The sequence below is a fragment of the Roseovarius sp. B-10 genome (assembly GCF_056859295.1).
Window position 1 is genome coordinate 43942 of record NZ_JBSXOE010000032.1, and the last position, 18437, is coordinate 62378.

Consider the following 18437-nt stretch of genomic DNA (forward strand, 5'->3'; position numbering starts at 1 on the left):
AGTGATGTCCGGACCTCGGGCATGGCCGGGCCGGTCGATGGGCGGGTTATACGCGGGTTTTGCGCCACGTCAATGGCCCACGCTCTTAATTAAATACTATATTTCAATCTGTTACAATTACGGTATTAATTTACCCCACCGTTCTTTCAAGTCTCACCCCCGCGCGGCATGGGCCACGGGGCCGCAGGTCAAATTTATTTCGCACACTTGGCAGAAATGGCTTGCACGACTCAAGGCGCAGCCCTATGTGCCCCTCACTTGATCGGGACCGATCCCAACTTCGGATGTCTTCCGGGGGGGCGCTAAGGGACCGACTGGATTCAATCTACTGGTAAGAAGGGGAGCGCCATGAAAGACGCCAACCTCTTCCAACTGGGGATCGGTCTGGAGACAGGCGCCCAAGAGGAAGACACCGCCCGCGGGATCACCCCCGCGAACGATCACACCATTTTCGCCCGCGACGTGCTGGACGAGGACCGCGAGGATCACTTCATCCGGCGCGACGGCACCGTGTTTGCGGGCACGCATCTCATCATCGAGGTGGTGAACGGCCACGGGCTCGACGACGAGGGCCGCATCCAACAGGCGTTCCGTGACTGCGTGGACACCTGCGGGGCGACGCTCTTGCACATCCATACGCACAAGTTCTCGCCGCAGGGCGTCTCGGGCGTGGCGGTGCTGGCCGAAAGCCACATCTCGGTGCACACTTGGCCCGAGATCGGCTATGGCGCGTTCGACGTGTTCATGTGCGGCGACGCCCGGCCGTGGCTGGCCGTGGACGTTTTGAAATCGGCCTTCGGCACCGCCGATGTCCGCGTGCGCGAACTCAAGCGTGGTGAGGGTCTCGTAAGCGAGGCCGGTGTCGCGGCATGAGCGACTGGACGCGCGAGAACCTGCATCCCGACTACGCGCAATCCCTGCGCGTGGACGAGATGCTGTATGACAGCAAGACCGACCATCAGCGGCTGAAGGTGTTCATGAACGGCACCTTTGGCCGCGTGCTGACGCTCGACGACGTGGTGCAGACCACCGAGGGCGACAATTTCATCTACCACGAGATGCTGACCCATGTGCCTATCCTCGCCCACGGCGCGGCGCGGCGCGTGCTCATCATCGGCGGCGGTGATGGCGGCATGGCGCGCGAGGTGCTGCGGCACGACAGCGTCGAACATGTCACGATGGTCGAGATCGATGCGGGCGTGGTGGATTTTTCCAAGGAATACCTGCCGATGCTGAGCGCGGGCGCCTTTGACGACCCGCGGCTGGAATTGGTGATCGCCGACGGGGCCGAGTTCATCCGGCAGACCAAGGGCGGCTATGACGTCATCATCGTCGATTCCACCGATCCCATCGGGCCGGGCGAGGTGCTCTTTACCGAGACGTTCTACGGCCACGCGAAACGCGCGCTCGCCGAGGACGGTATCCTCGTGACGCAGAACGGCGTGCCCTTCCTGCAGGGCGAGGAGCTGACCAACACCATGCGCGCCTTTCGCGCGCTCTTTGCCGATGCGACCTGTTACCTGGCCACAATCCCCACCTATGCGGGCGGGCCGATGGCCTTTGGCTGGGGCACCGACGGTACCGCGCGCGACACGCCGCTCGACGTGCTACAGGGGCGGCTCGATGCTGCCGGGTTCGCGCCGGACTACTACACCCCCGAGGTGCACAAGGCGGCCTTTGCCCTGCCCGGCTATGTCCGGCGGCTGATCCCCTGACCGGGAGCGCGGCGCGTCACCGGCGCGCCGCCAGCGCCGGCCGTTCGACGTCGAGCTTGCGGCGATAGCGTGACTGCACAATCTCGACCACGAACAGCACCACCACCGACAAATAGACAAATAGAAGGTGGTCTTGGACATCGACACCACCTCGTAGCCGAAGAACCTGAGCGCAAGAGTATCGTCATGCGTGGCATGCGCCGCCGCCTGCGCCGCCTCGCTCAACAAGACCCCCCCCGACGATCAGCAGGATGAACAGGCCCAGCACCTCGTACATGCGGTTGTTCTGAAGAAAGGCGTTGACGTTGTCGGCCAGAAGCAGCATCGCCGCCCCCGACAGCAGGATCGCGATGGCCAGCACCGCGAACACGTCGGTGATGGCTAGCGCCGAGAGCACCGAGCCAAAGGAAAAGATCAGGGATGCGAGGGACGCGCCGGATCGCTATTGGCCGATGTTCCGAAAGCCGGGCTAGCCGCCCGCCCCGGTATCGGTCGCAGCGTCTTTCTCGGCCTTGAAGCGGCGCAGCCGCTCCATCAGGATCGCGCGGGCCTTGAGATTGGCGCGGCGCACGCGCAATGCGGTGAGGAAGGCCTCTTCGGCGGTCTGCGAGGACGCGCCGAGCACCTTGGTGATCTCGCCCACGATATCCTCGTCGCCGGTGGCGTCGATCGCCTTGATGACGTCACGGGCCAGTTCGTCGGCAAGGTCTTCTGTCACGCCCATGATGCGGCCTCAGCGGGTGGTTTCGGTCAGGCGGCGCTTGACGTAGTCGGTAACGGTCTCGACCATCGTCTCCATGTAGGGATCGCGGAAGAAATGATCCGCGCCCTCGATTTCCTCATGGGTGATGGTGATGCCCTGCTGCTCCTTGAGCTTGGCAACGAGATGGGTCGTATCGGCGGGCGGGGCCACGCGGTCGGCGGTGCCGTTGATGACGAGACCCGACGCTGGGCAGGGCGCGAGGAAGGAGAAATCGTACATGTTGGCGGGGGGCGCCACAGAGACGAAGCCGGTGATCTCGGGCCGCCGCATCAGCAATTGCATCCCGATCCACGCGCCGAAGGAAAAGCCCGCGACCCAGCAATGCTTGGAATTGGCGTTCATGGATTGCAGGTAGTCAAGCGCCGAGGCGGCATCGCTAAGCTCGCCAACACCCTGATCGTATTCGCCCTGGCTCCGCCCGACACCCCGAAAGTTGAAGCGCATGACGGTAAAGCCCATCTTGTAAAAGGCGTAATGCAGGTTGTAGACGACCTTGTTGTTCATCGTGCCGCCGAATTGCGGGTGCGGGTGCAGGACGATGGCAATAGGCGCATCGCGGTCGCGCTGCGGGTGATACCGGCCTTCGAGACGGCCCTCGGGGCCGGGAAAGATTACCTCGGGCATTTATGCTCTCTTTTTATGTCACTGTCCTGCGCAGGCGAATTTCTTGACGGAACCGACGCCGCGCTCTAGGCAAGCGGGATCATCGACACCGATGCGGCTGAAGGCCGAGATAAGCCCTGCGCCGTCCAAGGTCAATCTGTGTCGCTCCGTATCGAGGAGGAAGGGCCATGAAACTCAGCACCAAGGGGCGCTACGCGATGGTTGCGCTGGTCGATATCGCGCTTCAGCCCGAGGGTGAGGTGGTCACGCTGGGCGAAGTATCGCGGCGACAGGATATCTCGTTGCCCTATCTCGAACAGCTCTTCGTCAAGCTGCGCCGCGCGGGGCTGGTTGAATCGGTGCGTGGCCCCGGCGGCGGCTACCGGCTGGCGCGCCCGACCTCGGAAATTCGCGTGGCCGAGGTGCTGGCGGCGGTGGACGAGACGGTCGACGCGCTGCACAAGGGGGCGGGTGCGTCGGGCGGGGCGAGCGGCAGCCGCGCACAATCGCTGTCGAACCGGCTCTGGGAGGGGCTAAGCGCGCATGTCTACGTGTTCCTGCACCAGGCGCGGCTGAGCGACGTGGTGGGCAACGCGCTGGCGCCCTGCCCGGCGGTGCCGCATCTCTTCTCGGTGGTGGATGACGAGTAGCGGCTTGCGCGCTGTGCATGGCTCGGGCAGGGTAAACGCCCGGACCCCGTAAGGAGCCCCGCCGCGTGGCCAGTCTGAACCGCATCGTCATGCAGAAAGCCACCCGCCGCTGGATCGAGGCGCTGGAGCCGGAAACACTCGATGCCGCCGAGATTTCGGGCAAGTTCGGGCGGCGCTTCGCCTTTCGCAGCTACACGCGCTTTCGCTATCCGCGCCACGACATCTGCGAGGGCGCGTTTCATGATGCCGCCGGCGCAGTGCAGCAATTCGACCTGATCCTCGCCAACCAGGTGTGGGAGCACCTCGACCGGCCCTATGCCGCCACGCGCCACGTGCGCGAGATGCTGCGCGAGGAAGGCTGGTTCTGGCTCGCTGTACCGTTCTTCATCCCGTATCACGGCGACCCGGTGGATTGCTCGCGCTGGAGCGCGCGGGGGTTGAAGAACCTGCTCATCGAGGCCGGATTCGACGCGCGCAGGATCACCGCCCGGCAATGGGGCAACCGCGCCGCCGCGCTGCGAAACCTCGAAGGTCCATGGCCGCCACCCTACGACCCCGAAACCGACGACCTGACCGACGAGCCGGATTTTCCAATTTGCGCCTGGGCGCTGGCACAGAAATAGGGCGCGGCAGCCCTTGCGGCGTCTTGCGTTCAATCGCCTTCCCGCGGCACGCTCCAACCCCTTGATTTCGTATGTTCGAGGAGCTCAAAACCGGTTCCCGCTCTTGAGCAACATGCTCTACTCGGGCTTTGCCCCCGGCATCAACCGGGCCAGAGCGCAGAACCGTTCGAGATCAACAGTCTCGGCCCGATCTGTGGGCGAGATACCGGCGGCCAGAAGCCGGTCCTCGATATCGGGGGCCGCCCCCTTGAGCGCCGCGCGCAGCATCTTGCGCCGCTGGTTGAAGGCGCGCGCCACCAGGCGTTCGAGGATGCGCGCATCCGCAGGGTAGCGCGGCGCGGGCAACGCAGTGAGGTGCACCACCGCGCTCGACACCTTGGGCGGCGGGATGAAGGCGCTGGGCGGCAGGTGCATGACGATCCGCGCATCCGTGCGCCACTGCGCCAGCAGCGCCAGCCGTCCATAGGCCTTGGACCCCGGCGCGGCGACGATCCGCTGGGCGACCTCGCGCTGGAACATCAGGGTCAGCGTCTCCCACACGGGCGGCCATTCCTTGGGCGTGAGCCAGCGCACCAGCAACTCGGTGCCCACATTGTAGGGCAGGTTCGCGACCACGCGGATGGGCGGCGTGAGATGCGCCAACGGATCGATGTCAAGCGCGTCTCCCTCCAGCACGGTAAGCCGGCCTGGCGCGGCCTCGGCAATCTGGGCCAGGGCAGGCAGGCAGCGCGGGTCCTTTTCCACCGCGAGGACGTGGCGCGCGCCCTCCATCAAAAGGCCACGGGTGAGCCCGCCGGGGCCGGGCCCCACCTCGAGCACGTCGCAGGCGCTGAGGTCACCCGCCTGGCGGGCGATCTTGGACGTGAGGTTGAGATCGAGCAGGAAGTTCTGCCCGAGAGATTTGCGCGCCGAGAGGCCATGCGCCGCGATCACCTGAGAAAGCGGCGGTAGCGCGTCCAATCCGCTCATGTCGCGCGCGCCCGCGCCAGCCGGTCGGCCATTTCCAGCGCCGCGACGAGCGAGGTAGGATCGGCCACCCCGTGCCCGGCGATGTCGAGCGCGGTGCCGTGATCGGGAGAGGTCCGCACGAAGGGCAGGCCCAGCGTCACGTTCACGCCGCGGTCGAAATCCAGCGTCTTGATGGGAATGAGTGCCTGATCGTGATACATGGCGATGGCCGCGTCATAGCGCGCCCGCGCCGCCGCGTGGAACATCGTGTCGGCAGACATGGGGCCGCGCAGATCCATCCCCTCGGTGCGCAGCCGGTCGAGCAAGGGCGCGATCATCTCGATTTCCTCGCGGCCCATACGCCCGCCCTCGCCGGCGTGCGGATTGAGCCCCGCCACGGCGAGCCGCGGCTCCGGGATGCCGAAATCGCGGATGAGCGCGGCGTGCGTGATGCGGATCGCCTCTTCGAGCCGGTCGGCGGTGAGCGCGCCTGGCACCTCTGCAAGGGGAATATGGATGGTCGCGGGCACCACGCGAAGGCTGGGCCCCGCGAGCATCATCGCCACGCGGGCGCCCCCTGCGAGATGGGCAAGATACTCGGTATGGCCCGGGAAACCGAACCCCGCCCCCTCTTGCAACGCCTGCTTGTGGATAGGCGCGGTGCAGAGCGCCGATGCCGCGCCTGCCTGCACCAGATCGACGCCGCGGGCGATCACGTCGATGACGGCCTGCGCCTGTGCCGGTTGCGGCACCCCCGGCACGCGCGCCCCGGCGAAGGGATGGGGCAGTACCGGCAGCGCGTCACCGCAGGCGCGCGCGGCGTCCCCCGGCGCGTCGATCACCGCAAGCGGAGTGTCCTCGGGCAGGTGCGCCGGGTCGCCGATCAGGAAGAACGGCACGCGCCCGCGCAGCTTTTGCCAGGCGCCTGCGGCGATCTCGGGGCCAATGCCCGCGGGCTCTCCGCAGGTGAGCGCGATCACGGCTCGACGATCCGCGCCTCGGCCAAGAGCTGTTGGAGATAGCCATCGGCCAGCGACTGGATGCGCTGGTTGCGGATGAAGTTGGTCAGGTTCTCGATCGAGGGTTGCTCGTCATCGAGCTTGGGCGTGCGCCCGCACAGCATCAGGAACATCAACGTCTGCCCGTTCGAACGGGTCAGCCGCGTCGAGCTTTCGCCGGGGTCGAGCAGCGCAAGTTCGGCGGCGATGTCGGCGGGGATCTCTTCGGGCGCCTTGCTCACGCGGTCGAGAACCTCGGGCGGTTGATCCTGCGCCACGCCGTAGAGATCGTCGCAGGTATCGACCCGGGCGCGCACGCCGGCTGCGTGCGACAGCGCCTGTTCGCTGCGCCCGCCGGGGATGTAATAGCTGGCGTACTCGATCGCGGAATATTCCGGCTTTGGTGCCGAGCCCTCGCGGATGTCGCGCATGTAGATAAGCGCCAGCCCGCCCTCGACGGGGAGCGGCTCGGACACCTCGCCGGGCGCGAGACCGAGCGCCACCTGTCGGAGCGCCTGCGGCAGGTCAGACACCGCCTGCCAGCCGAGCCGCCCCCCGCGCCCCGCGGTCGGCGCCGCCGAATGCTGACGGGCAAACCGGGCAAAGGCCCCTTCGCTATTGGCGGTGGCGATGCGCGCGGCAAGCCGCTGCTTGTCCTCGGCGTCCTCGACGCTGGTTACCGGCAGCACGATCTCGGACAACAGCACCCGCACGGACGCGCCGCCCGACAGCGCCCGCGTGGCGCGGTCAATCTCTTCCTGGCTGACCGAGACGCGCCCCGCAAAGCGCGCGGCGGTGACCTCGCGCCAGGTGACACCAGCGCGCACGAATTCGGTCAGCGACTGCTCCGACACGCCCGATTGTGCCAGCGCGGCGATCAGTTGCTCGGCGTTCATCCCGGCACGGCCGGCGAATTCCTCTATGCCCGTGCGCAACGCATCCTCGCTCAGGGAGATGCCCATGCCATTCGCGACTTCGAGCTTGATACGTTCCTCGATAAGCTGCTCGCGGGCGAGCTGCGCCGGGTCGCCGGGCGCGCGGAACAGCGTCAGCATGCGCGCGCGCTGCTGAAGCTCGTAGCGGGTGATGGCGCTGTCATTGACGAGAATGACCGGCGCGAAGAGGTTCTGCGCGCGGGCCGGACCGGATGGCAGTAGCCCCACCGCGACCAGCACGGCAAGGCACAGCGCGGCGAGGAGGAAGGGCGCGGGGCGGTGGCTCGGGGTCATTCTCATCATTTCCTGCATGTGCGAGTGAAACTCTTGTCGCGCGAAGCGGCGGAAAAACCCCGCAGCCCCACGATAAAACCGATGTTGGTCTCGGGTTCAAGGATAGTCGAGGAGGTGAAGCGGCGCGAGACCGAAAGGGTGATGTCCACGCATTCGTTGGTGTAGGTGATCCCCGCCCCCGCCTGGATGCTGCGATCGGTGGCCGCGTCATAACGCCACTCGGCGCTGGCCGTCCAGTTATCGGCAAAGCGGTGGTGCCCGTCGAAGGACCACTCCGACACGGTCGAGGGGCGTTGCTCAGCGGGATCGGAGGGCAGCCATGTATAGGTCGCGCCAAGATCGGTGCGGGCATTCTGCCAACTGACCCGTGCCTCGGCCTTGGTGGTGTCGAACACGTCGTCAAAGAGGCTGCGCCCGGTCACGACAAGCCCCGACTGGTTGCGGTACTGTGCGGCCACGAGCAGATCCGACCGGCGGTCGCGCAGGCCCGAGGAGCGGGTGAAGCTGGGGGCGCCCGTGGGCTCGAGCAGGCGCTCGTCGCGGATCACGTGGCCCAACGCCAGCCGTCCCTCCCAGCCCTCGGGCGACACCCGCGCATAGCTCAGCCCGACAGCGCCGCTCACCCCGCGCTCGCGGCGACCGGACGATGGAAATCGTGAGATGTTGAACAGGTTGCCCTCGTCGAACTCGACCGCGGTGCTTTCCTCGAAGGGAATGTCCGGGTTCGAGCCGCCCGACCAGGCAAGCTGGGCCACCGGCTCGATCACGTGAGCCACGCCTCCGCGCGTCGTCTTCATCAGCGGCCAGCGCAGGCGAACGGCAGCGCTCGGCGTGATCTCGGTGGCCTGGCTGCGTGCCGTCACCCCGATCTGGGCGATCTCGAAATGATCGAGCGCGAGCCCCGTCTCGACCGTGGCAAGCACCCCCGAGGACAGCGCCCATTGTCGCTGCCAATTGGCCTCGGTGGTAAAACGGGTCACGTCGTGACCATCGGCGAAGATGTCGAAATCCGGACCGTCGGTGCGCAGGCTGGACGTTCGGTAATGGCTGTGCGCGAGCGCCGTAAGGCTCAGCTCGCCCCCCAGCCGCGACGGAAATATGCGCCGGGTATATTCGCCGTCGGCGACGATGCTGGGCAAGGTGGAATCGCTCTCGTTTACGCGCAGGCTCTGGAAATGGTCGAGCGCGAGGCGGGTGTACTCGTCGCGCCGCGCGCGCTCGATCGAGACGCCGCTTCGCAGGCGGTTCTTGGTGGAGAATCCGTGATCGAGCAGAAAGGTATCGTCGCTCGCCAGTTCGAGATCGAAGCGGAGAAAGAAATCGCGCGGCAGCCCGAACCGACCGGTAGCAAACAGGTAGCCGCGGGTCGAGCGCGGGTTGAAATCGTCGTCAGAAAGCGCGGTATTGATCTCGATATCGCCGTTTCGGAACGCCTGTCGGTAACGCAGCTCTATCCGGCGCGAGTCGGTTGCCCAGAACGGAGCCACGGTCAGGTCGCGGTGATCGTCCAGAACGATGAAATAGGGAACCCGCACGCCGCTGCCAAGCAGGGTGGAGTTGACGAACTCGGGCGTGAGAAACCCGGTGGCGCGATCCACCGAGCCGTCGGGCATCCGCAGCCGCGGCAGGTAGAGGACCGGCGTGTCGAGCACGCGCAGTTGCGCGTCGTAGAAATAGAGCCGCCGCTTCTCGCTGTCGTGGATCATCCGCCGGGCGCGGATCTGCCAAAGCGGCGGGCGCCCGGTCTCGCAGATCCGGCAGGACGTGACTGAAGCCTTGTAAAGCTCGGTGACGCGCGCGTCCGTGCGCCGCATCCGATGCGCGGCGAGCTGGAGCTGGTCCTGCATCACCATTCGGGCGCCGCGCAGGATGCCATTGACGAGGTCGCGGTCGAGCGACGCGCTGTCGGCGACCACCACCGTCTCACCCTCGTCCTCGGTTAGTGACAGCGGCCCGGTAATCTCGAGCCGATCCGTTGCGCGGTCGTAGACGATCTCGCGCGCGGTGAGCCGCCGCCCGTCGTGGAACGCCTCGACATTGCCGCGCGCGATGAGCCGGTTGTCGGTGCCCAGCATCACATCATCGGCCACCAGCATCGCCGGATCGGGCGGCAGGTCCTGCGCGGCGAACGGCTCCGCCCCGGTGAGGAGCGCGCCCACGAGCGCGAGGATCAGCCGCAGCGCCCGCATCAGCCATCCTCCAGGTGCAGGATCAGGCCGACCGCCAGGAACAGCGCCGCCACCGGCGGCACCCACGCCGCCAGCGCCACCGGTATCTGTCCGTTCTCACCCAGTATCTGCGCGAAATTGCGCACGTAATGCAGCCCGAACCCGACAATGACCGCGGTCAGCACCCGCAACCCGACATTGGCACCGCGCACATGGCCGATGGTGAACGCCGCCGACATCAGCACCAGCGCCACCAGAAAGACCGGGCGTGCCAGTTCGCTCTGGAACCAGACCGCGTAGCGCCGCGCCGAGAAGCCCGCTGCCTCGAGCTGCGCGATAAAGCCGGGGAGATCCCAGACCGGGATGTAACGGGGCCGTCCGAAGCTGTCGAGAATGCGATCCTGAGTGAGATCCGAGGGCAGCTCGAGCGCCGACATGCGTTGCGCTTCGGCCTCGGGGTTGCTGCCACGGTCCAACGTCCAGATCTTCACGTCCTCCAGGTGCCAGGCCCCCGCGCCCAGCCGGGCGCTTGCGGCGCTGATACGGCGCGCAGGCGCGCCATCCGGCGCGAACTCGACAAATGTCGGCGCGTGCAGCGTGCCAAGGTCGGCGCTCGCGCGCTCGGCAAAGATCACTGTTTGCCCGTCGGCGTCGCCCTGCCGAAGCCACAGACCCTCGGCCGCGACTGCGAGTGCCGCAGTCTCGATCCCGCGATAACGGTTCGAGAGATCGTGATCGCGCTTGGAGGTCGCGGCGACGATCGGGTTGCCCACCGCTACCGCCAGCAGCCCCAGCACCAGCGTGACCGCGACCGGCGCCATCAGCCCGCCAAGCGCCGAGCGCCCCGAGGCACGCACCACCACCAGCTCGGACGAGCGCGCGAGCCGCAGGAACAGCGCCACCGAAGCAAGGATCACGACCAGCGGCAGAATTTCATAGTTGGCCCAGGGCATCTTGAGAGCCACCAACCCCAGCACGTCGCCGACGGGCCGGTCGGGAAAATCGCCCAGCTTGTCGATCAGTTCGATCAGGGCAAGCACCACCCCCAGTGACAGCGCCACCCCGGCGAAATTCGTCACGAAGCGTCGCGCGAGATAGGCGTGCAGGATCATGCGCCCGCCCCCCTCGCCCGCCGCCACCACGGCCAGATCGCGTTCACGATACGCCGCCATACACCGGGGCGCTGCGCCAGCCATAAAATCCCCGCCGCCAGTGCCAGCCCCCCCAGCGACGGCAGGTAGAGCAGCGGCCAGAGTGCCGCGGTCACCAGAACCGGTGCCAGCACCGCGCTCTCGATCAGCTTGAGTCCCACCAGCAGGCCGAAGGCCACCAGCACCTGCCGCCACACACCGAAGCGGCTGAATGCGCCAACCAGCAGTGTGGCGAATCCGACAAGCGCCGCCACGAGGCACATCAGCGCCGCCGTGAAACGCCCGTGGAGCTCTGCCATGACCGCGCCGGGTGCTGCCCCCGTGCGCGCCGCCACCGCCTGCGGGTCGCGCAGCAGCTCGGGCGTTCCGGCAAAGGCCAGCTTGTTGAGGTTGATCGCGTCACGGCTGACAAGGCTGCTGATATCGTGAGAGAAATCCTCGAAATGCGTGGTAAAGAGCTTTTGGCCCGACTGCTGCATGTTTTGTGCCAGCCCCGCCACCATCACCAGCCGCGTGCCCGCCGGATCCTGCACCAGGTAGGCGCGGGACGAGGTGTAGGTCACCGCGCTACCGGGATTGCGCCGATCCGACAGGAACACGTCGCGCAACTCGCCCTCCGGCGTGATCTCGCGGGTATAGAAGGTAACACCCGGCGCCGGGTGCAGGAACTCGCCCGCGGTCAGAAGCTGGGCGGTCACATTGCGGGACACCTCGTCCTCGCGCATGCGCAGCTGGCTCAGGCTGTTGGGAATGAGCAGGTGGGCGAGTATTGACATCATCAGCGCCACGATCAGCCCGAACACCACAACCGCCCGCGCCAGCCGCCACGGCGAATAACCGGTGGCCTGCACCACCGCGAGTTCGCTGTCGGCGGAAAGACGGTGCACCACGTAGACGGCTGCGGCAAAGGCGGCGATGGGCAGCATGCTGCCGATCACCGCCGGCAGGGTAAGCGCGGTGAACTCGAAGAAGACCCATGCGGGCTGGCCATCCCCGATGAGCTTGTCGAACATGCGCACCGCCTTGTTGATCCAGAAGATCGACACCAGAACGAGCGCGAAGAAACCGAACAACACCATCAATTGCGACAGCATGTATCTGTCGAATCTGGTCACTTCTCCCCCCCGCGACAGCAGTCTTGCCGGGCAACCTAGCGGAATTGGTGACGGGGGAAAACTGCTAACTGGCCATCGGCGGCAGAGCGCGCTAGGTCTGGCGTGAACCGTGAAAAGGAGCCCCGCCGAATGACCTCTCCCGCCTCTGTCCGCTTTGTCGAGACCGACCTTGATGCCATCGCCACCGCCGAGGGCCGCGTGGCCGTCATCGTGACCCCGGATGGCAAGCTCGATCCCGGCGGGCGGCGGGTCAATCGTCTGACGCGGGGCGCACTCGCGCGGCTGATCGAGGGCGGCGCGCTCGACGGCAAGGAAGCGGGCGATGTCCTCACCCTCGACTGGCCCTCTGGGCTGGCGGCGCGGGCGCTCGACGTGGTGGTGCTGCCGCGCAACGCCGATGCCGAGACGAGCCGCCGCGCGGGTGTGGCGCTTGGTCGTGCCAAGGGCGACAAGCCGCTCACCCTGCTGGGCGGCACCCTCAAGCGGCCTGCGGAGGTGGCGCTCGGCGCGGTGCTGCGGGCCTATGATTTCGCCGCGCACAAGACCGGCGACATCGCGGTGCAGGAAGACATCATCGTCATGGTCCGCGACCCCGGGGCCGCCGAGGCGGCATTCTCGCCGCTGCGCGAGGTGGCGGAGGGCGTGTTCCTCACCCGCGACCTGGTGAACGCCCCGGCCAACCACCTGACCACCACCGCCTTTGTCGCCGAGATCGAGGCGCTGTCGGCGCTGGGGGTCAAGGTGACCGTGCTGGACGAGGCAGAGATGGAGCGGCTCGGGATGGGCGCGCTTCTGTGCGTGGGACAAGGCAGCACGAGCCCCTCGCACCTGGCGGTGATGGAGTGGCAGGGCGGCGGCGACGCGGCACCGCTCGCGCTGGTCGGCAAGGGGGTGGTGTTCGACACCGGCGGCATCTCGATCAAGCCGGCGGCGGGCATGGAGGACATGACCATGGACATGGGCGGCGCGGGCGTCGTCACCGGCGTCATGCGCGCGCTCGCGGGGCGCGGTGCCAAGGCCAATGTCGTCGGCCTCGTGGGGCTGGTGGAAAACATGCCCTCGGGCAACGCGGTGCGCCCCGGCGATGTCGTCACCTCGATGAAGGGCGACACGGTCGAGGTTATCAACACCGATGCCGAGGGGCGCCTCGTGCTGGCGGACGTGCTGTGGTACGCGCAACAGACCTACAAGCCCTGCGCCGTGATCGACCTTGCTACCCTCACCGGGGCGGCGATCATCGCGCTCGGCCACGAGAACGCGGCAGCGCTCAGCAACGACGATGCGCTGTGCGAGGCGGTGCTGCGCGCCGCCCGCACCGAGGGTGAGGGGCTGTGGCGGCTGCCGCTGGGCAAGGGATATGCCAAGGCGCTCAAGAGCCGCATCGCCGATGTCAAGAACGTGGGCGGGCGGCCCGCGGGCACGATCACGGCGGCCGAGTTCCTGCACCGGTTCATCGAGGATGGCACGCCCTGGGTGCATCTCGACATCGCCGGCATGGCGAGCGTCAAGGCCGAGAGCGCCCACGCCCCCGAGGGCGCGAGCGGCTGGGGAGTGCTAACCCTCGACCGACTGGTGCGCGACCGCTTCGAGGACGGCTGATGGGGGCGGCCTATTTCTATCACCTGACGCGCCGTCCGCTGGAGCAGACCCTGCCGCTGCTGCTGGAAAAGGCGCTGGCGGCGGGGTGGCGCGTCGCGGTGCGTGGGTGCGATCCGGCGCGGTTGGACTGGCTTGACGAACGGCTCTGGCTGGGGCCGGAGGATGGTTTTTTGCCGCACGGGCGCGCGGGCGGGCCGCATGACGCGATGCAACCGGTCTTGCTGACAACCGGCACCGAGCATCCCAACGGCGCGGCCTGCCTGATGGCGGTGGACGGGGCCGAGGTGGCGCCGCAGGAGGTGCAGGCGCTGGAGCGGGTCTGCATCCTCTTTGACGGCAATGACGAGACCGCGAAGGACACCGCGCGCGGGCAGTGGCGCGCGCTGACCGGTGCGGGCTGTGCGGCACAGTACTGGTCCGAAGAATCGGGCAAGTGGGAGAAGAAGGCCGAGGCGTGAGGGGCGGAGCGTGCGTTCGGGTTAGCCGCGCAGGGGCAAGGAGACCAACGTCGGTTCCACCCCAACACCACCCACGAAGGCGGGGCTGCCGATCGGGCTGCCCCGCTTCGCCAACTTCTCAGAACGACATGATCCGCGTATCATCGGCCAGCAGGCGCGCCGCCACCGCAGGCGGCTTGGCCGCACCGATGCCGTCGAGCAGGGCCTCGGCCCCGACGCCCTTGCCCGGCAGGTAGATGGCGCACACCTCGACCGTGCCGCCCTGCGCCATGATCCTCTGCATGAGGGCCTGCGGGCTCATGCCCTTGGGCGGCTGCGGGGCGGTGGCGGCCTCGGGCGCGTCCTTCAGCGCGAGATCGCCCGCCGGGCCACACAGGAGCACGTAGGCCCCTGCCCCGGCCTGCATGGATTGCATTGTCAGCACCATGCTCATGAGCTGCGTCTGCGGCTCGTCGCTGGTGAGGATGGTGACGAGCCGCGCGGCGTCAGAGGCCTGCGCGGCGGGCGCGGCGAAGGTGGCAAGGCCGAGGGCGGCGGCGGTGAGGATTTTGCGCATGGGATGCTCCGGTGATTAAGGTGACTTTGGAATCGCTCTTTCACGGGGGCAGCCTAGGCCGCGCCATCCCTGCGGGCCTTGATCTCCATCAAACACATATCACGAATCGAATATGAATTCGGCGCGCTCAGAGCCAGCCCAGTGCCGAGGCCGCCGCCAGCCCGATCAGCGCGATGCCCGACACCGCCAGCGCCGGGCGCTCGTAATCGCGGCTGACGCGGTGGCCGACCTGCAGCCCGATCGCCGCGAAGCTGACCGAGCAGACCATGATCGTGGTGGCCAGCGCCAGCGGCGACACACCTCCCAGCCCGAGGCCGAAGCCCACCATCAGGTTGTCGGTAGACAGCCCCGCCGAGAGCGCGGCGAGGCCCCGCCAGCTCGTCATCGCGCGCACCAGATGGGCACGGTCGCGCCGGTCCGCGCGCAACGACAGCAGCGTCGTGATCCCCAGCCCGGCAAGGATCACCGGACCGAGCCAGCCGAGATCGGTGGCCACCGCCTGCGCGATCTCGCGGCCCAGCCAGACGCCGATCAGCGGCACGGTGAACTCGAACACCGCGAACACCGAGAGGATGCGCCGCCAATGCCGCCGCCCGTCCAGCGCCCCGAGCGTGAGCGACAGCGCAAGGTTGTTGAGCGCGATCACCACGCCGAAGGCCAGAAGCGAAAGCGTCATGCCTCTCTTGCGCTGCCCAGCCGCGCTAGTACCGGGCTCGGGTCGATCCCGCCCACGGCCCCGGCAACACGGCCGCGCGGATTGCTCAACCGCGTGGCGATATAGGCCCCGGCGACTGCATCGGGCGCGTGACGCATCAGCACCGAGGCGGTGAGCAGGGTGGCGAGGCTCTCGGCATACCAGCGCGCCTGCGCTTCCTCGGGGGGTTTGGGGAAGGTCTCCATATGCGCGCGCATCGCCGCATCGAAGCGGCGATCCTGTCCCGACACCGTGGCCAGTTCGGCGCTCAGCGCCTCGCCTGCCGCGGGCTCACGGGCCAGCGTGCGCAGGATGTCGAGACAGATCACGTTGCCCGAGCCCTCCCAGATCGAGTTGAGCGGTGCCTCGCGGTAGAGCAGCGGCAGTGGGGTGTCCTCGACATACCCCATGCCGCCCAGGCACTCCATCGCCTCATAAACCACGCCGGGGCAGAGCTTGTTGCCGAGGAATTTCGCAAGCGCCACGCCGAGCCGGGAAAAGGCGCGCGCCTCGGGTCCGCGCCCGTCGAAGGCACGCGCGACGTGCATCCCCAACGCCAGCGTGCCCTCCCAGTCGAGCGCGAGATCGGCCAGCACGGCGCGCATCAGCGGCTGGTCGATCAGCCGTTTCTGAAAGGCGGAGCGGTGGCAGGCCCAGTAATGCGCCTCCGACAGCGCGGCGCGCATCAGCCCGGCGGGGGCCATCGCGGTGTCAAGCCGCGTGTGGTGCACCATCTCGATGATGGTGCGCACGCCCGCGCCCTCCTCGCCCAACCGATGCGCGATCGCGCCGTGATACTCGATCTCGACCGAGGCGTTGGCACGGTTGCCGAGTTTGTCCTTGAGCCGCTGGATATGGATGGCGTTTCGTCCCTCCTCAAGCCAGCGCGGGACCAGAAAACAGGAGAGCCCCCCCTCCGCCTGTGCCAGCGTCAGGAACCCGTCGGACATTGGCGCGGAGCAGAACCACTTGTGCCCGGTGAGGCGGTAATACGCGCCCTCTGGCGTGGCGGTGGTGGCGTTGGCGCGCACGTCCGAACCGCCCTGCTTTTCCGTCATCGCCATGCCCATCGTCGCGCCACCCTTGGCCCGCAGCGGACGCGGCGCGGGATCGTAGAGCCGCGCGGTGAGCTTGGGCACCCAATCCGAGAACAGCGCCTTGTCGGCCTTGAGCGCGGGAATCGCGGCATAGGTCATGGTCATCGGGCAGCACACGCCCGGCTCCACCTGGCTCATCAGATAGACCATCGCGGCATGGGTGGCGTGCCCGCCCGCCGCCGCCTCCCACGGGATCGCGGCATAGCCCGCGCCGATGCCGACGCGCATCAGATCATGATAGGCGGGGTGAAAGTGCACCGCGTCGAGCCGCCGCCCGCCCGCGTCGAACGGCACGAATTCGGGTGGATGGCGATTGGCGTCGCGCCCAACTGCGCGCATCGCCGCCGTGCCGATACCGGCGCCGAAATCGGCCAGCCGCGCCGCGTCGGCGCCCGCCGCCCCGGCGTGGGTTGCGAGCGCCGGGTCGCCCGCCCACAGGTCGAGATCGCCGCGCAGCGCGGGCTGGTTGGTGACCTCGTGGGTGGCAAGGCACGCGCGGGCGGGGCTGTCGGGCATGGCGGCGATCCTCCTCGCAAGAAGGCTAAGCATCGGCGCGGCCCGAGGAAAGGGGATTCACAAGCATGGCCACCTGTGGCATTGTTGTTCGGCAAAGCGTGGCCCGAGACCGCGCACCGAGGAGCCGAGCATGGAGTCCAAGAGCCGTCCCTGGGGTGCCCTGGCAGGGCTGACTGTCGCGTTCTTTTTGGGCGTGTATTTCGCCTATGCTGCGGTTCAAGGTGATTACGGGCTGTTTCGCCGCGCCGAGATCGAGGCGCAGAACGCCCAGCTTGCCCGCCAGCTTGCCGAGTTGGAAGCGGAAGTGGCGCGGATGGAGAACCTCACCAAACGGCTGTCGGATGAATACCTCGATCTCGACCTTCTTGATGAGCAGGCGCGCGACGTGCTGGGCCTGCTGCGCGGCGACGAGATCGTGATCCGCTAAACGCGGACCCACGCCGTCCTGCCCCCTCCGGAAAATTCGGTCTCGCCACGAAAGCGCGATTGTTGTATGAGATTGTTTAACGCTAAACCATTTCCGCCACCAAGGAGGAGCACCGTATGGCCCCCCGGAAAAGCGCATCGAAACCAAACGTTTCCGCCGACGAGCTCAAGACCTATTATCGCGACATGCTCCTGATCCGCCGATTCGAGGAAAAGGCGGGCCAGCTCTACGGCATGGGGCTGATCGGCGGATTCTGTCACCTCTATATCGGTCAGGAAGCGGTCGTCGTGGGCCTCGAGGCCGCCGCCGAGGAGGGCGACAAACGCATCACCACCTACCGCGATCACGGCCACATGCTGGCCTGCGGGATGGACCCGAAGGGCGTGATGGCCGAATTGACGGGTCGCGAAGGCGGCTACAGCCGCGGCAAGGGCGGCTCGATGCACATGTTTTCCACCGACAAGCAGTTTTTCGGCGGCCACGGCATCGTGGGGGCCAACGTGCCGCTTGGCGCGGGGCTCGCCTTCGCCGACAAGTACCTCGAAAACGATCGCGTGACCTTCACCTATTTCGGCGACGGTGCGGCCAACCAGGGACAGGTCTACGAAACCTTCAACATGGCCTCTCTGTGGAGCCTGCCGGTGGTGTTCGTAATCGAGAACAACCAGTATGCCATGGGCACGTCGCAGAAACGTTCGACCTCCACGCCCGACATCTACACCCGGGGCGCGGCCTTCGGCATCCCCGGCGAGGCGGTGGACGGGATGGATGTTCTTGCCGTCAAGGCGGCGGGCGATAAGGCGGTCAAGCACTGCCGCGCCGGCAAGGGGCCGTATATCCTGGAGATCAAGACCTACCGCTATCGTGGCCATTCGATGTCCGACCCCGCGAAATACCGCACCCGCGAAGAGGTGCAGAAGATGCGCGAGGAAAAGGACGCCATCGAGCACGTGCGCGAATTGCTGATCTCGGGCGGTCATGCCTCTGAGGAAGACCTCAAGGCGATCGACAAGGAGATCAAGGATGTCGTCAACAAGTCCGCCGATTTCGCCAAGGACAGCCCCGAGCCCGCGGTCGAGGAATTGTGGACCGATATCATCGCCGACGTGACGCCGCAGAACGCCTGA

At 67.1% G+C, this 18437-nt stretch carries 20 protein-coding genes; 8 read left to right on the top strand and 12 right to left on the bottom strand.

What is annotated here, in order from left to right; genetic code table 11:
• Nucleotides 1–348 precede the first annotated feature (348 nt).
• Both speD and speE read left to right on the top strand, forming a co-directional pair.
• The gene (gene speD / locus AC13D8_RS09265) at nucleotides 349–873 is read left to right on the top strand and encodes an adenosylmethionine decarboxylase (RefSeq protein ID WP_129433513.1); all 525 of its coding nucleotides are present in this window, start codon (nucleotides 349–351) and stop codon (nucleotides 871–873) included.
• Nucleotides 870–1715: a polyamine aminopropyltransferase gene (gene speE, locus AC13D8_RS09270; RefSeq protein ID WP_482968585.1), complete on the top strand. Its 846-nt coding sequence runs from the start codon at nucleotides 870–872 to the stop codon at nucleotides 1713–1715. The genes speD and speE overlap by 4 nt, the downstream gene beginning before the upstream one ends.
• A 184-nt stretch (nucleotides 1716–1899) precedes the next feature.
• On the opposite strand, the gene AC13D8_RS09275 is transcribed toward speE, so the two are convergent.
• From AC13D8_RS09275 to AC13D8_RS09285, 3 genes are read right to left on the bottom strand one after another with little or no spacing between them, the layout of a single operon-like run.
• On the bottom strand, nucleotides 1900–2133 hold the full coding sequence (locus AC13D8_RS09275; protein WP_482968777.1) for a TerC family protein: 234 nt from the start codon (nucleotides 2131–2133) through the stop codon (nucleotides 1900–1902).
• Between the two features lie 51 nt (nucleotides 2134–2184).
• On the bottom strand, nucleotides 2185–2439 hold the full coding sequence (locus AC13D8_RS09280) for a hypothetical protein (RefSeq protein ID WP_482968586.1): 255 nt from the start codon (nucleotides 2437–2439) through the stop codon (nucleotides 2185–2187).
• A gap of 9 nt (nucleotides 2440–2448) precedes the next feature.
• Nucleotides 2449–3102 (bottom strand): alpha/beta hydrolase, encoded by a 654-nt coding sequence (locus tag AC13D8_RS09285; protein ID WP_482968587.1) that lies wholly within the window; start codon nucleotides 3100–3102, stop codon nucleotides 2449–2451.
• Between the two features lie 167 nt (nucleotides 3103–3269).
• Here AC13D8_RS09285 and iscR point away from each other — a divergent pair, with 167 nt between their 5' ends.
• Together iscR and AC13D8_RS09295 are read left to right on the top strand one after the other, a co-directional pair.
• On the top strand, nucleotides 3270–3731 hold the full coding sequence (gene iscR, locus AC13D8_RS09290; protein WP_104017368.1) for a Fe-S cluster assembly transcriptional regulator IscR: 462 nt from the start codon (nucleotides 3270–3272) through the stop codon (nucleotides 3729–3731).
• 65 nt (nucleotides 3732–3796) lie between these two features.
• Nucleotides 3797–4354: a methyltransferase domain-containing protein gene (locus AC13D8_RS09295; protein ID WP_241691149.1), complete on the top strand. Its 558-nt coding sequence runs from the start codon at nucleotides 3797–3799 to the stop codon at nucleotides 4352–4354.
• A 117-nt stretch (nucleotides 4355–4471) separates the two neighbouring features.
• On the opposite strand, the gene rsmA is transcribed toward AC13D8_RS09295, so the two are convergent.
• The 6 genes from rsmA to lptF are packed head-to-tail and all read right to left on the bottom strand — an operon-like array spanning nucleotide 4472 to nucleotide 11942.
• On the bottom strand, nucleotides 4472–5323 hold the full coding sequence (rsmA, locus tag AC13D8_RS09300; protein WP_482968588.1) for a 16S rRNA (adenine(1518)-N(6)/adenine(1519)-N(6))-dimethyltransferase RsmA: 852 nt from the start codon (nucleotides 5321–5323) through the stop codon (nucleotides 4472–4474).
• Nucleotides 5320–6282 (bottom strand): 4-hydroxythreonine-4-phosphate dehydrogenase PdxA, encoded by a 963-nt coding sequence (gene pdxA, locus AC13D8_RS09305; RefSeq protein ID WP_482968589.1) that lies wholly within the window; start codon nucleotides 6280–6282, stop codon nucleotides 5320–5322. The genes rsmA and pdxA overlap by 4 nt, the downstream gene beginning before the upstream one ends.
• Complete coding sequence (locus tag AC13D8_RS09310; RefSeq protein WP_482968590.1) at nucleotides 6279–7535, bottom strand: peptidylprolyl isomerase; 1257 nt, start codon at nucleotides 7533–7535, stop codon at nucleotides 6279–6281. The genes pdxA and AC13D8_RS09310 overlap by 4 nt, the downstream gene beginning before the upstream one ends.
• Nucleotides 7535–9718: an LPS-assembly protein LptD gene (locus tag AC13D8_RS09315; RefSeq protein WP_482968591.1), complete on the bottom strand. Its 2184-nt coding sequence runs from the start codon at nucleotides 9716–9718 to the stop codon at nucleotides 7535–7537. Before AC13D8_RS09315 ends, AC13D8_RS09310 begins: the two co-directional genes overlap by 1 nt.
• Nucleotides 9718–10869 (bottom strand): LPS export ABC transporter permease LptG, encoded by a 1152-nt coding sequence (lptG, locus tag AC13D8_RS09320; RefSeq protein WP_482968592.1) that lies wholly within the window; start codon nucleotides 10867–10869, stop codon nucleotides 9718–9720. The genes AC13D8_RS09315 and lptG overlap by 1 nt, the downstream gene beginning before the upstream one ends.
• A complete protein-coding gene (gene lptF, locus AC13D8_RS09325; RefSeq protein ID WP_482968778.1) occupies nucleotides 10806–11942 on the bottom strand; it encodes an LPS export ABC transporter permease LptF in 1137 nt (378 codons plus the stop codon). The genes lptG and lptF overlap by 64 nt, the downstream gene beginning before the upstream one ends.
• Before the next feature lie 150 nt (nucleotides 11943–12092).
• On the opposite strand from lptF, the gene AC13D8_RS09330 reads away from it, so the two are divergent.
• Nucleotides 12093–13562 (top strand): leucyl aminopeptidase, encoded by a 1470-nt coding sequence (locus AC13D8_RS09330; RefSeq protein ID WP_482968593.1) that lies wholly within the window; start codon nucleotides 12093–12095, stop codon nucleotides 13560–13562.
• Complete coding sequence (locus AC13D8_RS09335; protein WP_482968594.1) at nucleotides 13562–14020, top strand: DNA polymerase III subunit chi; 459 nt, start codon at nucleotides 13562–13564, stop codon at nucleotides 14018–14020. The genes AC13D8_RS09330 and AC13D8_RS09335 overlap by 1 nt, the downstream gene beginning before the upstream one ends.
• Nucleotides 14021–14138: 118 nt before the next feature.
• Here AC13D8_RS09335 and AC13D8_RS09340 read toward each other — a convergent pair whose 3' ends face one another.
• From AC13D8_RS09340 to AC13D8_RS09350, 3 genes are all read right to left on the bottom strand, one after another.
• Nucleotides 14139–14576, bottom strand: coding sequence for a DsrE family protein (locus AC13D8_RS09340; RefSeq protein ID WP_482968595.1), 438 nt, complete (start codon nucleotides 14574–14576; stop codon nucleotides 14139–14141).
• A gap of 127 nt (nucleotides 14577–14703) precedes the next feature.
• Entirely contained in the window at nucleotides 14704–15252 is a 549-nt protein-coding gene (locus tag AC13D8_RS09345; RefSeq protein WP_482968596.1) for a manganese efflux pump MntP, read from the bottom strand.
• Nucleotides 15249–16883, bottom strand: coding sequence for an acyl-CoA dehydrogenase family protein (locus AC13D8_RS09350; protein WP_482968597.1), 1635 nt, complete (start codon nucleotides 16881–16883; stop codon nucleotides 15249–15251). The genes AC13D8_RS09345 and AC13D8_RS09350 overlap by 4 nt, the downstream gene beginning before the upstream one ends.
• Nucleotides 16884–17013: 130 nt before the next feature.
• On the opposite strand from AC13D8_RS09350, the gene AC13D8_RS09355 reads away from it, so the two are divergent.
• Nucleotides 17014–17310 carry an FtsB family cell division protein gene (locus AC13D8_RS09355; RefSeq protein ID WP_482968598.1) on the top strand — a complete coding sequence of 99 codons (297 nt, stop codon included), beginning with the start codon at nucleotides 17014–17016 and terminating at the stop codon, nucleotides 17308–17310.
• Between the two features lie 116 nt (nucleotides 17311–17426).
• Nucleotides 17427–18437, top strand: coding sequence for a pyruvate dehydrogenase (acetyl-transferring) E1 component subunit alpha (gene pdhA / locus AC13D8_RS09360; protein ID WP_129433549.1), 1011 nt, complete (start codon nucleotides 17427–17429; stop codon nucleotides 18435–18437).

Bases quoted from the DNA above. Each gene is read 5' to 3' on its own strand.
- rsmA (WP_482968588.1), bottom strand. From the start codon at position 5,323: ATGAGCGGATTGGACGCGCTACCGCCGCTTTCTCAGGTGATCGCGGCG.
- AC13D8_RS09335 (WP_482968594.1), top strand. From the start codon at position 13,562: ATGGGGGCGGCCTATTTCTATCACCTGACGCGCCGTCCGCTGGAGCAG.
- AC13D8_RS09310 (WP_482968590.1), bottom strand. From the start codon at position 7,535: ATGAGAATGACCCCGAGCCACCGCCCCGCGCCCTTCCTCCTCGCCGCG.
- AC13D8_RS09350 (WP_482968597.1), bottom strand. From the start codon at position 16,883: ATGCCCGACAGCCCCGCCCGCGCGTGCCTTGCCACCCACGAGGTCACC.
- AC13D8_RS09330 (WP_482968593.1), top strand. From the start codon at position 12,093: ATGACCTCTCCCGCCTCTGTCCGCTTTGTCGAGACCGACCTTGATGCC.
- lptF (WP_482968778.1), bottom strand. From the start codon at position 11,942: ATGCTGTCGCAATTGATGGTGTTGTTCGGTTTCTTCGCGCTCGTTCTG.
- speD (WP_129433513.1), top strand. From the start codon at position 349: ATGAAAGACGCCAACCTCTTCCAACTGGGGATCGGTCTGGAGACAGGC.
- AC13D8_RS09315 (WP_482968591.1), bottom strand. From the start codon at position 9,718: ATGCGGGCGCTGCGGCTGATCCTCGCGCTCGTGGGCGCGCTCCTCACC.
- AC13D8_RS09355 (WP_482968598.1), top strand. From the start codon at position 17,014: ATGGAGTCCAAGAGCCGTCCCTGGGGTGCCCTGGCAGGGCTGACTGTC.
- speE (WP_482968585.1), top strand. From the start codon at position 870: ATGAGCGACTGGACGCGCGAGAACCTGCATCCCGACTACGCGCAATCC.
- AC13D8_RS09285 (WP_482968587.1), bottom strand. From the start codon at position 3,102: ATGCCCGAGGTAATCTTTCCCGGCCCCGAGGGCCGTCTCGAAGGCCGG.
- AC13D8_RS09340 (WP_482968595.1), bottom strand. From the start codon at position 14,576: ATGCGCAAAATCCTCACCGCCGCCGCCCTCGGCCTTGCCACCTTCGCC.
- AC13D8_RS09280 (WP_482968586.1), bottom strand. From the start codon at position 2,439: ATGGGCGTGACAGAAGACCTTGCCGACGAACTGGCCCGTGACGTCATC.
- iscR (WP_104017368.1), top strand. From the start codon at position 3,270: ATGAAACTCAGCACCAAGGGGCGCTACGCGATGGTTGCGCTGGTCGAT.
- AC13D8_RS09345 (WP_482968596.1), bottom strand. From the start codon at position 15,252: ATGACGCTTTCGCTTCTGGCCTTCGGCGTGGTGATCGCGCTCAACAAC.
- lptG (WP_482968592.1), bottom strand. From the start codon at position 10,869: ATGGCGGCGTATCGTGAACGCGATCTGGCCGTGGTGGCGGCGGGCGAG.
- pdhA (WP_129433549.1), top strand. From the start codon at position 17,427: ATGGCCCCCCGGAAAAGCGCATCGAAACCAAACGTTTCCGCCGACGAG.